The following is a 13,920-nucleotide window of genomic DNA, read 5'->3' on the forward strand; positions in this document are numbered from 1 at the left end:
TTTTAAAGAGAAATAGCTTATGTCGATGAAGGGTACAGAAACTATGAGCGAGCAAAACAATAGAATTGTCATGGGTAAACTTGGGTCTACCTATGGTATTCGTGGCTGGCTTAAAGTGTTCTCCTACACAGACAATGCTGAAAGCATATTTGATTACAGCCCTTGGTATTTAAACCAAAAGGGCAAGTGGGTTGAGTACAAAGTTGAAAGCTGGAAACGTCATGGCCAAGGTTATGTATGTAAGCTAGCGGGATTAGATGTTCGTGAAGACGCACAACTGATGACTAACTTTGAAATTGCTATTGACCCTGCTTCGTTACCTGAATTGTCAGAAGATGAATTCTACTGGCGCGAATTGTTCGGTATGCAAGTTTTTACCACTAAAGGTTACGACCTTGGTGAGGTCACTGACCTATTAGAAACTGGCTCGAACGATGTTCTAGTAATCAAAGCAAATCTTAAAGATGCTTTTGGCCAAAAGGAACGGTTAGTACCGTACCTTGAAGAGCAAGTGATCAAGAAAGTTGATCGCGAAGCTCGCCGGATCGAAGTTGACTGGGATCCTGGATTCTAACTCCAAATTACAGAGCGAGAGAACACATGTGGGTTGGCGTAATTAGCCTGTTTCCTGAAATGTTCCGTTCTGTTACTGATTTTGGAGTAACAGGTCAAGCGGTTAAGAATGGTCTTTTATCTATTGAGACATGGAATCCTCGCGATTTCACTCATGATAAACATCGCACTGTTGATGACAGACCTTACGGTGGTGGTCCTGGCATGTTAATGATGGTTCAGCCTTTGCGCGATGCTATCAAAACAGCCAAGCAAGCAGCACCGGGTAAGACGAAAGTTATCTATCTTTCACCTCAAGGTCGTAAACTCGATCAGAAAGGTGTTGAAGAGCTGGCTACAAACGAGAACATCGTTCTAATTTGTGGGCGCTATGAAGGGGTAGATGAGCGTATCATTCAATCTGAAGTTGACGAAGAATGGTCAATTGGGGATTTTGTGATGACGGGTGGTGAACTGCCAGCCATGACGTTGATTGATTCAGTCTCTCGGTTTGTTCCGGGTGTACTTGGCGATTTCGCGTCAGCAGAAGAAGATTCTTTTGCTAATGGCTTGTTAGATTGCCCTCATTATACGCGTCCTGAAGTGTTAGATGGAAAAGATGTACCTAGTGTACTGAAATCTGGAAACCACAAGGATATTCGTCTCTGGCGATTGAAACAATCGTTGGGCCGAACTTGGCTAAGAAGACCAGAACTCCTGGAAAACCTAGCTCTGACTGACGAACAGGAACAATTACTGGCTGAATTCATTAAAGAGCATCGCTCTTAACGAAAAGCAAGCAGTAACCTATTAAATTTAGTATCAGTTTATTCTAGGAATTTATACAAATGAGCAACATCATCAAGGCTCTTGAAGAAGAGCAACTAAAATCAGACCTTCCTAAATTCGCACCAGGTGACACTGTTGTAGTTCAGGTTAAGGTAAAAGAAGGTGACCGTGAGCGTCTACAGGCTTTCGAAGGCGTTGTAATCGCTATTCGTAACCGTGGTCTACACTCTGCATTCACAGTTCGTAAGATCTCGAACGGTGAAGGCGTAGAGCGTGCGTTCCAAACTCACTCTCCAATGGTTGATAGCATCGAAGTTAAACGCCGTGGTGCAGTACGTCGTGCCAAGTTGTACTACCTACGTGAGCGTTCTGGTAAGTCAGCTCGTATTAAAGAGAAACTTACTAGAAAGTAATTCTTTTTGCATTCTATCGATAAAAGCGGAGCCATTGGCTCCGCTTTTTTGTGCCTGTTATTTAGAGTTTCGCAGACAATAGCTCCTCAACTCGCTCGTTCATCATTCTTGAGGATGACGGAGTAAGGAATCGGAACCTCTGACCTCGGGGTTGTTAAACCTTTAAGATCCTTAATCCAATAAAAAAGGATTGACGTTAAACGCCAACCCTTTCATTTTACTCGAATCTCGAACCACTTAGTGTGGGTCTTCTGACCAACCATCGCTATCAGACATATCTGGTGCGCCAGCGATGCTGTTTTCTTCATCTGCCCATTCACCAAAGTCAATCATCTGACATTGTTTGCTGCAAAACGGGCGATGTGGGCTTTGTTCACCCCATTCAACGTCAGTATTACATTGAGGGCATTTAACGATGGTGATTTTTTTCGACATAGTGATTCTTAATTTGAAGGTGTAATAATACCAATCGTAGTAAATAACTGGTCATCCTAGCTTGTTAAAACGCTCGATAACTTCGTTAGAAATTTTGATTGTAGAATAACTACTTATCGAAAATTTCTGTCTTGTTCTCAAACCTTTTTCCTACGCTATTTATGAACACTTACTTACTGTGATTGGCATAAGAGTTCGTTTAGGCTCGAGTAGGTACTCAAGCCAAACTATAAAAGGAAATTTTAGGTGCAGATAGCCAATTCAAATTCGATATCTTGAGTACAGGCTTGCCCTGTTTCAAAGCTCATGAATTTGACGGCAAAACGGTTTTTATGTCCCGAGATCATCGGGTAGGCACCGTATTGCATTGGAATAGATAGGCGAAGGATATTCGCTTCATCAGCATCGCTCTGGAAGAAGCCAGCCCGAGCAATTTTCTCTTTAAAGTGCCCAGTCTCTCTGGTTAGCTTTAACCATAGCGTTAGCGCTTCATACAAAGGCTGTAGGCTATCCATCCACGCTTTGGCATCTCTCATTCTCTTATCTAGAGGAAGGTGTAGCCAATAATGCAGTGCGGGTAAATCAAAGCAGCATGAACCGCCTGGTAGATTAAAACGTTGACGAATAGCACTTAGGAAACGGTCTTCCTTAAGTGACTGACCAAAACGCTCTGCCTGCATCAATTCACGATAGATATTACCAATATCGTTGAGCAGTGATGTAAGCATCTCTTGATCGACACCTTCAACATCTAACCAGCTTTTGTAGGTTACACGTTGCTTCTCAATGTCTTTTGCGAGTTCGCTTTTGAGTTGGATCTGCTCAAAGATTTCAATCAGATCGAAGATCGAACGGAAAAAGAGTTGATACTGTTGAGCATCAGAAAATGTAGAAGACAAGTGTAACTGCCTCAAGAGTGACTCAACTCTTAAGTAGATTCGTGTTTTCTCATTTAGAGGATGTTCAAATTTGTGGGTGATCATCGAGCAAACCTTCATTCAACATAGTTCTATTCTGACCTATCTACTGTACTGATTGCCAGATACTTTTGATGTAAATCTGTGATTTGAAGCAAAAGTTCTTGGTTTTTAGTATGGTTTTTAATCACGTCATCTGCAACTGCTAAGCGTTGTTCTCTTGATGCTTGTGATTTTAAAATTGATGTAACTTGTTCTCTAGAGACATTGTCACGACTCATTGTGCGTTCTATTTGCACTTCAGCTGGCACATCAACGATTAATACGCGATCGGCCATGCCTTGCATCTGGTTTTCAACCAATAGAGGCGCTACTAATAAAGCATAAGGAGATGTGACTTTAGACAGGTCACTGTCAATTTTGTCGCGGATCATTGGGTGAAGAAGATCATTGAGCCACTGTTTCTCTTTGGGATTAGAGAAGATTAGTTCACGTAACTGACTTCGATTTAGAGTCCCATTTTCAAGTAAGATAGCGTCCCCAAAATGAGCCGCAATTTGTTTCAAGCCTTCGCTGCCTAGTGCCACAACTTCACGTGCCACGATATCAGCATCGACAATATCAATATTAAAATGTTCATTGAAGAGGTTAGCCACTGTGGTTTTGCCACTTGCGATACCACCACTTAATCCGATAATCGTTGCCATGGTTAAATTCCTAGTACAGAAGTGAAATACCAACCCATGATGTCGTTGCCCCACATCAAGCTTACCCAACCAGCAATGGCGAGGTACGGCCCAAATGGGAACGCTTTATCAATGCCTTGTTGTTTCAATCGAAGCTGAATCAACCCAAAAACAAGGCCGACAAGCGAAGACAAGAGAATGATCATAGGCAGATGCTGCCAACCAAGCCACGCCCCAAGTGCTGCTAATAATTTAAAGTCACCGTAACCCATCCCCTCTTTTCCCGTGAGTAGCTTGAATAGCCAGTAAACAGACCAAAGAGCTAGGTAGCCTGCCATTGCACCTACTACGGAGTTTTGAAGGGATATCGGGCTGATATTAAACAGAGCTAATGCGATACCAGACCAAACCAAAGGTAAGGTAATTTGATCCGGCAGCAGCATAGTATCGAGATCGATAAAGGTCGCAGTGATCAATGCGAATGTGAAAAATATCAGAGCAATAGCGTAATAGCTGAAACCAAAGTGACTAGCGACGACGGTGCAAAGTGTTGCGGTAAGCAGTTCGACTAAAGGGTAGCGAGCACTGATCGGATTAGTACAACTGTGGCACTTACCTTTTAATAGTAACCAGCTTAATACCGGGATGTTGTCGATGACTCTTAATTGAGTTTTGCACTTCGGGCAGGTAGATCGCGGAACACTGAGATTGAATGTACCTTCAGGTGCTGGGATTTTATATTGAGAAAAATATTCCGAGCACTCTTGTTGCCATTCGCGTTCCATCATAATAGGCAGTCGATGAATCACAACGTTGAGAAAGCTGCCAATAAGAAGGCTAAAAATGAAAGCTAATACAGGGAATAGCCAAGGATAGTAGTGAAATACTTCCATAGTGTTTTTTTACCACTTGATCAATATGAGCAGAGGTTTGCTACTCAGGGGTGTTTAGTTGCTTTTGCTATCCTAACACACTCATAAGGTTAAAGATCGGTAAGTACATCGCGACAACTAGCCCCCCTACAACTGTGCCTAGAAAGACGATGATCAGTGGCTCTAAAATCTTGCCTAAGTTATCGACGGTATTGTCTACTTCAAATTCGTAAATAGAGGCCACTTTATTGAGCATGTCATCAAGATTGCCTGACTCTTCCCCGATCATAACCATTTGTAAAACCATTTCAGGGAAGGCGTTGGTATTGCGCATCGCGATATACATAGGCATACCAGCAGCTGTTTCACGGTGAACCTCGATGATTGCCGATTCATAATGTAGATTACCCGCCGTTTTAGCCGTTGTTTTAAGGCTGGTTAAGATAGGAATCCCAGAACTAAAACTGGTTGATAGCGTTCGGCTGAACTTTGCAATTGATGCCTTAGTGATGACAGCACCCAAGATAGGGAAGCGTAAACCAAGACGACTGGTTGAAAGTCGAATCGAGTAGGATAGCTGACGCAGCTGCTGAAAAGACAGAATTAATAAACCAATACCGATGGCACTATAGAAACTATAAGCCTGCATCCAATGGGAAAGATAAAGCACTTGCTGGGTGAACCAAGGTAAGTCTGCTCCGAAACCAGAAAACATCGATTCAAATTCAGGGATGACCATGGTCAGCATTAAATAGGAAACGGTAAGGGCGACTGCTACAACCATTGCTGGGTAGATGAGAGCCTTTATAACCTTGGATTTTAGTTGCTCACTCTTTTCTCGATAGGTCGCCAAGCGTTCAAATACTTGTGCAAGGTTGCCGGAGAGTTCGCCTGTCGCGACCAAGTCGGTATAGAGGTCATCAAAGTGGCGGCTTGCGGTTCGCATCGCTTTTGAGATTGGCGTGCCGGCTTCTACACCTTTGCAGATGTGCGATAAAATCGATTTCATTTCTGCTTTGCGGTGATTGTCTGACACTAACTTGATGGCCTGCACGATCGGCACACCAGTAGCCAACATGGTAGCCAGTTGGCGAGTCAAAATAGTGATATCTTTGGCTTTGACTCGATGAGTTAAACGAGTGATTGCTGAGATGCTTTTCTTTTTGATCTTCTTAATCTGAATGTGCTGCTCTTTGAGCTTCTCTCGCACTTCTAATTCGGTGAGCGCTAAGCTCTGCCCTGATACTTTCTTGCCAGAACTATTGATTCCCTTCCAATGGTAGTTTTTTAGTTGTGATTGTTTGCTTTTGCTACTCATTTTCGCTCCGTGAATTATAGGTATAGAACACGTTGTAGCTCTTGATAGCTGGTGGTGCCTTCAAGCAGTTTATCTAGCCCTGACTCTTGTAGTGTTCGCATGCCTTCTCGACGTGCCAAGTTTTCAATGGCTAACGCGTTCGGTTTGTCTATCAGGCTATTTTTCAGTTGGTCGCTAAACGGCATGACTTCATAGATACCGACTCGCCCAGAGTATCCCTGGTTACACTCAATACATCCTTGTGAGCTGGCTTTGTAGATGATTTGGCTATTGGGAATCGAGTGACGCAGAAATATGTCCGGTGAGTCGTCTTTTGTTTTGCAGTGATTACATAGACGTCTCGCGAGGCGCTGCGCAATGATCAGGCTCAGTGATGAGGCGAGGTTAAAGGGCTCTATCCCCATATGAGCAAGCCGGGTGACGGTTTCTGCTGCGGAGTTGGTGTGGATAGTTGAAAGTACTAAGTGACCTGTTTGCGAGGCTTTGATCGCGATCTCGGCGGTTTCCAAATCACGGATCTCTCCGACCATCACCACATCAGGATCTTGTCGTAAAAATGATCGCAACGCTTCAGCGAAACCAAAGCCGATTTTAGGCTTCACTTGTACCTGATTGATGCCACACAAGTTAATTTCAACAGGATCTTCGGCTGTTGAGATGTTGCGTTCAGTGGTGTTAAGAATTCGAAGGCCAGTATAAAGAGAAACCGTTTTACCGCTGCCGGTTGGCCCTGTCATTAAGATCATCCCTTGCGGGCGTTTCAATGCATTAAGGTAGAGTGCTTTTTGATCCTCGCTGTAACCGAGCTTATCGATATCGAGATTGGCAGCGCTGCTGTCTAGAAGTCGAAGAACGATCTTTTCTCCCCATAATGTTGGCAGCGTCGATACACGCATATCAATCGCCAGTTCGTCGTTTAAACGTAATTTAATACGACCATCTTGAGGTAAGCGACGCTCGGCGATATCGAGCTTGGCGAGGATTTTTAGGCGAGCCGATAAGCGACGACTTAAATGATAGGCTGGCTGTTGAATTTCGACAAGGATGCCATCGCAACGTAGACGTACGCGGTAGTTTTCTTCATAAGGTTCGAAGTGGATATCCGATGCGCCTTTACGTACAGCATCAACCAGGATTTGATTGATAAAGCGACTGACAGGGGAGTCATCTTGGCTGAGGTCTTCAATCGAAGTTATCTCGTCGTCAGATACTTGTACGAGATTGGCGAGTTCATCTTGGGTGATCTCTTTGCGTTTCGAATCTTGCCCGGAAATCGAACGGCCATACAGCTTTCGTATTGCACCTTCTAGTTCTGAGTAGTTAGCGACAACCAACTCAATCTGCAATCCAGTAGCAAAGCGGAAATCGTCTTCAGCCTGTAAGTCGGTTGGGTCGGCCGAAGCGAGTGTGAGAGTTGAACTAGATACTGAAATCGGGATAGCGCGATACTTGGTGATCAGCTCACGAAGCCCTAGTTGTTCACACAATACTTCATAGTCAGTACTGGCTAGTTGTACTAACGGTAAACCGAAAATGGTTTTGATATTGCTTGCTAAGGAATCTCCGCTGAAGAAATTAAGAGCGAGCAAAGCTTCAGGTGTAGATACACCTGAAGATTGCATGTGATCTGTAACAGCTTGTTCTTGAGTCAGGCTAAGTAAATTAGCCTGACGGAGAATTGCTGGGAGGTTGGTTAGCACTTATCGACAACCATCTAAATCGGGGACTGTTGTTGATTTAGCACAAGCCCAACCAGTTGTCGCATCACGAGATAATGTTAATGTGGCACTGTTTAATGAACCACCGTTAAATGTAAATAGAATTGTAGGAGAAACTGTTGATGAACCTACGTTGCTAATGCTTAAAGTTCCTAATGTGTTTGATCCCGAAGAAACTCCAAGAGCTGAGATTGCGCTACTAAGAGCTCCCTCTTCTTGAAAGGTAAGTTCTGCTGGTGTTTGCAGTGATTTTAAAGTGGCAAGAGCAGACGATGCCTCACTTTTAGATACGTAATCTTTGTACGCAGGTACAGCAATCGCTGATAATACCCCGATAATGGCCACTACAATCATCAGCTCAATCAACGTAAAGCCTTTCTGACTTGTTCTTTTGTGTTTGTTATTCATTGTTCTATTCCATTGTTTAGTTTGTTTCAGCGCAAGCACTGGTTGATGGAAAGAATAGAAGTCGGAATGGGGAAGTGGAATGGTGTTCAGGTGTGGTCGCGAGCGGTTTGGTATTTATTAGTGTGGTGTTTCATATGGCGAGCAAAATTATGCGATCAACTTAAATTAACCACTTGATATACTGATAAAACAAGCAATAAAAAAGGCACTGTCATTAACAGTGCCTTCGCAATAAGTTATTTACTATTCAGTGAATTACGCTTTGAATCTCATTGAAAGATCCATTGCTTTTAAGTGCTTAGTTAGTGCGCCTACTGAGATGTAATCAACACCCGTTTCAGCGAACTCTGCAATCGTGTTTAAAGTTACATTGCCTGAATTTTCTAATGCTGCGCGGCCAGCGTTGATTTTCACGGCTTCACGCATCATGTCTGTGGTGAAGTTGTCTAGCATGATGATGTCTGCACCAGCGCTGATCGCTTGCTCCAGCTCTGCTAGGCTTTCCGTTTCAACTTCCACAGGTTTACCCGGGTTAAGTTCTTTTGCTGTCGAGATAGCTTTCTCAATACCACCACAGGCGATGATGTGGTTTTCTTTGATTAGGTACGCATCGAAAACGCCAATACGGTGGTTGAAACCGCCACCACAAGCGACAGCGTATTTTAGTGCGCTGCGCAGGCCAGGAATTGTTTTACGTGTATCTAACAGGCGACATTCCGTATGTTTGATTTTGTCTGCATAGATTGCAGTTGCCGTCGCGCAGCCAGATAGCGTTTGAATGAAGTTCATTGCATTACGCTCACCGGTTAATAGTGCGCGTGCAGGGCCTGTAAGGGTACAAAGCGTTTGGTTGGGTTCAACCTTGTCGCCATCTTCTACGTTCCACTCGATAGTGACTTCACCGCCCAATTGTTTAAACACTTCATCAGCCCAAGCTTTACCACAGAACACGCCGTGCTCACGAGTAATGATGGTTGCGCTGTTGATTGCATCAACTGGGATTAGACTTGCTGTAATATCAGCCGCCGGATCTAACGTTCCACCTAGATCTTCTCGGATGGTCTCAGCGACTGCACGAGTGATCTCTAGAGGCAACTGCTCTTTTAAGTAATCAAGGCGTTGGTGGCTGTTATGTGTGTTTTTCATCGCAAATCTAATCTTGAAAGGGAGTGGGAATGGAATGATACTCTTGCTTAACTTCAAATTAAAGAGGCTAGCGTGACTGCTCTATGGGCAAAGTCACAATCTATTGTGCTAGCGGAAAATAAAGTGAGATTAAGATGACGATCAGCTCCAACGGATGGTATGACAATGCTCGGCATGTTCCTTCCTCGTATTTTGATACTAGGCCGGATGCCGCAGATGTTTCTTTGCTGGTGGTTCATAACATCAGTTTGCCTCCCGGTGAATTTGGAGGGCCGTATATCGAACAATTTTTTACTGGAAAATTGAATGCTGCTGAGCATCCCTTTTTCAAGGTGATACATCAAATGGGTGTTTCAGCACATTGCTTGATTCGGCGCGATGGTGAGGTGGTGCAGTTTGTTTCGTTTTTTGATCGAGCCTGGCATGCTGGCCAGTCGAGTTTTGCTGGGCGTGAAAGGTGCAATGATTACTCGATCGGTATTGAGCTAGAGGGCAGCGACTTTGTCGCGTATACCGAGCAACAATATCAATCTTTGTCGCAACTGACGGAGGCTCTAATGTTGAACTTCCCAGAGATTACAAGCCAACGCATCACTGGACATCAATATATAGCCCCTTTACGAAAAACGGATCCCGGTTTAGTTTTCGATTGGCACAAGTTTAAAGAAAAACTCAACGCCTAGAACTGAAATTTGAATATGGCTTTGCTTGTTGCAGAGCCTGAATAGTCAACGCTTGGCATAATGACTTGTGAATTTTTGTTGTTGCTATGTAAAGAAAGCGGTTGAGAGAGGAGCATCAATAAATAGAGAGTGTGACGAGCTTATCAAACGCTTAAATATTAAAACTTATGAACAGGATTTCTACCTCTAATGTGCGCTTGGTTCGATTTTTAACCGACTTTGACTAATCTTTCTGAAACAATTCATTTTTATCCTGAAACTTTCTAGCACGAAACCTCCCCAAAAGTATTACCCCTGTAAATGGTAAGACCAATTTGGTTGCTGTTTTAAATTTCATTTGTTAAATCACGGTTAATTCACGCTGTGTTCTATGATGCAGGTCAATTTTAGACTGGACAGTGGCGTTTTAATTATGTTAATTTCTGCGCAACTTAAAATTGGTATTACCAATTGTCAGCGAAGAAAAAGAAGAACAACAAACTATGGCTTATCAAAGGATTCGTCAGCCAAAACTCTCCGATGTTATCGAGCAAGAGTTAGAAAGGTTGATAGTGGAAGGAACACTGGCTCCTGGGCAGCAACTGCCGCCAGAGCGCGAACTGGCGAAACAGTTCGATGTGTCTCGTCCTTCAATCCGAGAAGCAATACAACGTTTAGAAGCAAAACGCTTGCTTACTCGCCGTCAAGGTGGAGGTACGTTTGTTAGCGAAAATATCTGGAAAAGCTTTTCAGATCCTTTGCTTAATTTGTTGTCATCCCATTCTGAAACCCAACTAGACTTGTTGGAATCGCGTCATGCGATGGAAGGGATTTCGGCTTACTTCGCGGCATTGCGTGGTACTGATGAAGACTTTGCTCGAATTCAAGCATGCCAAGATAAGATTCATGGTGCGCAAGATAAAGGTGATATTGAAGCCGAATCTGCAGCGGTGATGGCTTTTCTTATTGCTTTGACAGAGGCAGCGCACAATGTGGTGTTATTGCACATTGTTCGTAGTTTGGCTCCGTTACTCGAACAAAACGTCTTAGAAAATTTAAAGCTGTTGCATCGTCGTAAAGACGTTGTGGAGAAAGTGAGTATACATCGAGCTAACATTGTAGATGCGATCGTTTCAGGGCAGCCAGAACAGGCACGTGAAATGTCACATTCTCATTTAGCTTACATCGAAGAAACATTGCTGGATTTGACCAAAGAAGAATCGCGTCGCGAACGTTCTTTACGTCGAATTCAACAGGGTAAATAGCCGTAATACTTCGGCTTTTTACGTGTTTAGTAGAATCCAACTAACAAAAAGGATAGATCGCCATGTCTGACATGAAGCATGACGTTGATGCTCTGGAAACTCAAGATTGGTTAGAAGCTCTTGAGTCAGTAGTACGTGAAGAAGGTGTAGAACGTGCACAGTATTTACTAGAACAAGTTCTAGATAAAGCGCGTTTAGATGGTGTTGATATGGCTACAGGCATCAACACAAACTACATCAACACAATTCCAGCAGCACAAGAGCCAGCTTACCCTGGTGACGTAACTCTTGAGCGTCGTATTCGTTCGATTATTCGCTGGAACGCAATCATGATTGTATTGCGTGCTTCTAAGAAAGACCTAGACCTTGGTGGTCACATGGCTTCTTACCAGTCAGCTGCTGCGTTCTACGAAGTATGTTTCAACCACTTCTTCCGTGCTCCAAATGAGACGGACGGTGGCGATCTAGTTTATTACCAAGGTCACATCTCTCCAGGTATCTACTCTCGTGCATTCGTTGAAGGTCGTCTAACTGAAGAACAGCTAGATAACTTCCGTCAAGAAGTTGATGGTAAAGGTATCCCTTCTTACCCGCACCCGAAACTGATGCCTGAGTTCTGGCAGTTCCCGACAGTATCTATGGGTCTTGGCCCTATCTCTGCTATCTATCAAGCGCGCTTCCTTAAGTATCTTGACGGCCGTGGCCTGAAAGAAACTTCAGCGCAACGCGTATACGCGTTCCTAGGTGACGGTGAGATGGATGAGCCAGAATCACGCGGTGCTATCTCTTTCGCTGCGCGTGAGAAGCTAGATAACCTATGTTTCCTAATCAACTGTAACCTACAGCGTCTAGACGGCCCTGTAATGGGTAACGGTAGCATCATTCAAGAACTTGAAGGCCTATTCAAAGGCGCAGGTTGGAACGTTGTTAAAGTTATCTGGGGTAGCAACTGGGATTCACTACTGGCTAAAGACACGACTGGGAAGCTTCTTCAACTAATGAACGAAACTATCGATGGTGACTACCAGACATTTAAATCTAAAGATGGCGCATACGTACGTGAGCACTTCTTTGGTAAGTACCCAGAAACAGCTGCACTAGTTGCAGACATGACTGATGACGAAATCTTCGCTCTTAAGCGTGGTGGTCACGATTCTTCTAAACTGTTTGCTGCATTCAACAATGCCCAAGAGACAAACGGTAAGCCAACTGTAATCCTAGCTAAGACTGTTAAAGGTTACGGTATGGGTGATGCAGCTGAAGGTAAGAACATTGCACACGGTGTTAAGAAAATGGACATGACTCATGTTCAACACCTACGTGATCGCCTAGGCCTAGAAGACATCCTTTCAGATGAGAAGATCGTTGAGCTTCCTTATCTGAAACTGGAAGAAGGTACGCCTGAGTATGAATACATGCATGCTCGTCGTAACGCGCTACACGGCTACACGCCTAAGCGTCTTCCTAAGTTTACTCAAGAGTTCAAGGTTCCAGAGCTAGACGCATTCGCACCTCTACTCGGTGAGCAGAAGCGTGATATCTCTACAACTATGGCTTATGTACGTACGCTAAACATCCTTCTTAAAGATAAGAACATTGGTAAGAACATTGTTCCTATCATCTGTGATGAAGCTCGTACATTCGGTATGGAAGGTCTATTCCGTCAGGTTGGTATCTACAACCCACACGGTCAAGAATACACACCTGAAGATAAAGGCATCGTTTCTTACTACAAAGAAGCAACGTCTGGTCAAGTTCTTCAAGAAGGTATCAACGAACTAGGTTCTATGGCTTCATGGGTTGCTGCTGCAACTTCATACAGCACAAACGATCTACCGATGATCCCGTTCTACATCTACTACTCAATGTTCGGTTTCCAACGTATTGGTGACATGGCATGGCTAGCAGGCGACCAACAAGCTCGTGGCTTCCTACTAGGTGCTACTGCGGGTCGTACAACACTGAACGGCGAAGGTCTACAGCACGAAGATGGTCACTCGCACATTCAAGCGAATACGATCCCTAACTGTATCTCTTACGACCCAACGTTTGCTTACGAGCTAGCGGTTATCATGCAAGACGGTATCCGTCGCATGTACGGTGAGAATCAAGAGAACGTTTACTACTACCTAACAGTAATGAACGAGAACTACGCAATGCCAGCAATGCCAGAAGGCGCTGAAGAAGGCATTCGTAAGGGTATCTACAAGCTTGAATCTCACGCTGGTGCTAAGGGCAAAGTTCAACTAATGAGCTCTGGTACTATCATGAACGAAGCGCGTAAAGCCGCTGAAATTCTAAGCGAAGAGTACGGCGTAGCCTCTGACGTATTCTCTGTAACGTCGTTCAACGAACTAACTCGTGACGGCCAAGCGGTAGAGCGTGACAACATGCTTCACCCAGAAGCTGAAGATAAAGTACCGTACATCACGACTGTTCTTGGTGCAGAACCTGCAATCGCAGTGACTGACTACATGAAGAACTATGCTGAGCAAGTACGTGCGTACATGCCAACTGAGTCTTACAAAGTACTTGGTACAGATGGTTTCGGCCGTTCTGACAGCCGTGCAAACCTACGTCGTCACTTCGAAGTTAACGCTGGCTACATCGTAGTTGCAGCTCTAACTGAACTGGCTAAACGTGGTGATATCGAGAAGTCTGTAGTTGCACAAGCAATTGCTAAGTTCGATATCGACACTGAAAAAACTAACCCGCAATACGCATAAGACTGGCATTAAG

Annotated in this window: 14 protein-coding genes; 6 read left to right on the forward strand and 8 right to left on the reverse strand. The window is 44.1% G+C overall.

Features of this window, described 5'->3' with window-relative positions:
- Positions 1 to 19: 19 nt before the first annotated feature.
- From rimM to rplS, 3 genes are read left to right on the forward strand one after another with little or no spacing between them, the layout of a single operon-like run.
- Positions 20 to 574 (forward strand): ribosome maturation factor RimM, encoded by a 555-nt coding sequence (rimM, locus tag OCV36_RS02735; protein ID WP_017072550.1) that lies wholly within the window; start codon positions 20 to 22, stop codon positions 572 to 574.
- A 26-nt stretch (positions 575 to 600) separates the two neighbouring features.
- Complete coding sequence (gene trmD / locus OCV36_RS02740; RefSeq protein ID WP_135457177.1) at positions 601 to 1,341, forward strand: tRNA (guanosine(37)-N1)-methyltransferase TrmD; 741 nt, start codon at positions 601 to 603, stop codon at positions 1,339 to 1,341.
- Positions 1,342 to 1,400: 59 nt separating this feature from the next.
- On the forward strand, positions 1,401 to 1,754 hold the full coding sequence (rplS, locus tag OCV36_RS02745) for a 50S ribosomal protein L19 (RefSeq protein WP_017072548.1): 354 nt from the start codon (positions 1,401 to 1,403) through the stop codon (positions 1,752 to 1,754).
- Positions 1,755 to 1,991: 237 nt separating this feature from the next.
- On the opposite strand, the gene yacG is transcribed toward rplS, so the two are convergent.
- The 8 genes from yacG to nadC form a co-directional block, all read right to left on the reverse strand.
- Positions 1,992 to 2,189: a DNA gyrase inhibitor YacG gene (gene yacG, locus OCV36_RS02750; protein ID WP_017056605.1), complete on the reverse strand. Its 198-nt coding sequence runs from the start codon at positions 2,187 to 2,189 to the stop codon at positions 1,992 to 1,994.
- A gap of 242 nt (positions 2,190 to 2,431) precedes the next feature.
- Positions 2,432 to 3,172, reverse strand: a complete 741-nt coding sequence (gene zapD, locus OCV36_RS02755) for a cell division protein ZapD (protein WP_135457175.1) — start codon at positions 3,170 to 3,172, stop codon at positions 2,432 to 2,434.
- A gap of 26 nt (positions 3,173 to 3,198) precedes the next feature.
- Positions 3,199 to 3,813 (reverse strand): dephospho-CoA kinase, encoded by a 615-nt coding sequence (gene coaE / locus OCV36_RS02760; RefSeq protein WP_017073295.1) that lies wholly within the window; start codon positions 3,811 to 3,813, stop codon positions 3,199 to 3,201.
- Between the two features lie 2 nt (positions 3,814 to 3,815).
- The gene (locus OCV36_RS02765) at positions 3,816 to 4,685 is read right to left on the reverse strand and encodes a prepilin peptidase (protein ID WP_135457172.1); all 870 of its coding nucleotides are present in this window, start codon (positions 4,683 to 4,685) and stop codon (positions 3,816 to 3,818) included.
- Positions 4,686 to 4,752: 67 nt separating this feature from the next.
- Complete coding sequence (locus OCV36_RS02770; RefSeq protein WP_135457170.1) at positions 4,753 to 5,982, reverse strand: type II secretion system F family protein; 1,230 nt, start codon at positions 5,980 to 5,982, stop codon at positions 4,753 to 4,755.
- A gap of 14 nt (positions 5,983 to 5,996) precedes the next feature.
- Complete coding sequence (gene pilB, locus OCV36_RS02775; protein ID WP_135457168.1) at positions 5,997 to 7,682, reverse strand: type IV-A pilus assembly ATPase PilB; 1,686 nt, start codon at positions 7,680 to 7,682, stop codon at positions 5,997 to 5,999.
- Positions 7,683 to 8,108, reverse strand: a complete 426-nt coding sequence (locus tag OCV36_RS02780; protein WP_135457166.1) for a pilin — start codon at positions 8,106 to 8,108, stop codon at positions 7,683 to 7,685.
- A gap of 255 nt (positions 8,109 to 8,363) precedes the next feature.
- Entirely contained in the window at positions 8,364 to 9,254 is an 891-nt protein-coding gene (nadC, locus tag OCV36_RS02785) for a carboxylating nicotinate-nucleotide diphosphorylase (protein ID WP_135457164.1), read from the reverse strand.
- Between the two features lie 134 nt (positions 9,255 to 9,388).
- Here nadC and ampD point away from each other — a divergent pair, with 134 nt between their 5' ends.
- From ampD to aceE, 3 genes are all read left to right on the forward strand, one after another.
- Positions 9,389 to 9,937 carry a 1,6-anhydro-N-acetylmuramyl-L-alanine amidase AmpD gene (gene ampD, locus OCV36_RS02790; protein WP_135457162.1) on the forward strand — a complete coding sequence of 183 codons (549 nt, stop codon included), beginning with the start codon at positions 9,389 to 9,391 and terminating at the stop codon, positions 9,935 to 9,937.
- A 482-nt stretch (positions 9,938 to 10,419) separates the two neighbouring features.
- A complete protein-coding gene (pdhR, locus tag OCV36_RS02795) occupies positions 10,420 to 11,181 on the forward strand; it encodes a pyruvate dehydrogenase complex transcriptional repressor PdhR (protein ID WP_017629813.1) in 762 nt (253 codons plus the stop codon).
- Positions 11,182 to 11,243: 62 nt separating this feature from the next.
- Positions 11,244 to 13,907: a pyruvate dehydrogenase (acetyl-transferring), homodimeric type gene (gene aceE, locus OCV36_RS02800; protein ID WP_017073129.1), complete on the forward strand. Its 2,664-nt coding sequence runs from the start codon at positions 11,244 to 11,246 to the stop codon at positions 13,905 to 13,907.
- The last annotated feature ends 13 nt before the right edge of the window (positions 13,908 to 13,920 follow it).

The sequence above is a fragment of the Vibrio echinoideorum genome, from assembly GCF_024347455.1.
Lineage (GTDB): Bacteria > Pseudomonadota > Gammaproteobacteria > Enterobacterales > Vibrionaceae > Vibrio > Vibrio echinoideorum.

What these genes read in the sequence shown, in the direction of transcription:
- rimM (WP_017072550.1), top strand. Translation starts at nt 20, where the DNA reads ATGTCGATGAAGGGTACAGAAACTATGAGCGAGCAAAACAATAGAATT.
- trmD (WP_135457177.1), top strand. Translation starts at nt 601, where the DNA reads ATGTGGGTTGGCGTAATTAGCCTGTTTCCTGAAATGTTCCGTTCTGTT.
- rplS (WP_017072548.1), top strand. Translation starts at nt 1,401, where the DNA reads ATGAGCAACATCATCAAGGCTCTTGAAGAAGAGCAACTAAAATCAGAC.
- yacG (WP_017056605.1), bottom strand. Translation starts at nt 2,189, where the DNA reads ATGTCGAAAAAAATCACCATCGTTAAATGCCCTCAATGTAATACTGAC.
- zapD (WP_135457175.1), bottom strand. Translation starts at nt 3,172, where the DNA reads ATGATCACCCACAAATTTGAACATCCTCTAAATGAGAAAACACGAATC.
- coaE (WP_017073295.1), bottom strand. Translation starts at nt 3,813, where the DNA reads ATGGCAACGATTATCGGATTAAGTGGTGGTATCGCAAGTGGCAAAACC.
- OCV36_RS02765 (WP_135457172.1), bottom strand. Translation starts at nt 4,685, where the DNA reads ATGGAAGTATTTCACTACTATCCTTGGCTATTCCCTGTATTAGCTTTC.
- OCV36_RS02770 (WP_135457170.1), bottom strand. Translation starts at nt 5,982, where the DNA reads ATGAGTAGCAAAAGCAAACAATCACAACTAAAAAACTACCATTGGAAG.
- OCV36_RS02780 (WP_135457166.1), bottom strand. Translation starts at nt 8,108, where the DNA reads ATGAATAACAAACACAAAAGAACAAGTCAGAAAGGCTTTACGTTGATT.
- nadC (WP_135457164.1), bottom strand. Translation starts at nt 9,254, where the DNA reads ATGAAAAACACACATAACAGCCACCAACGCCTTGATTACTTAAAAGAG.
- ampD (WP_135457162.1), top strand. Translation starts at nt 9,389, where the DNA reads ATGACGATCAGCTCCAACGGATGGTATGACAATGCTCGGCATGTTCCT.
- pdhR (WP_017629813.1), top strand. Translation starts at nt 10,420, where the DNA reads ATGGCTTATCAAAGGATTCGTCAGCCAAAACTCTCCGATGTTATCGAG.
- aceE (WP_017073129.1), top strand. Translation starts at nt 11,244, where the DNA reads ATGTCTGACATGAAGCATGACGTTGATGCTCTGGAAACTCAAGATTGG.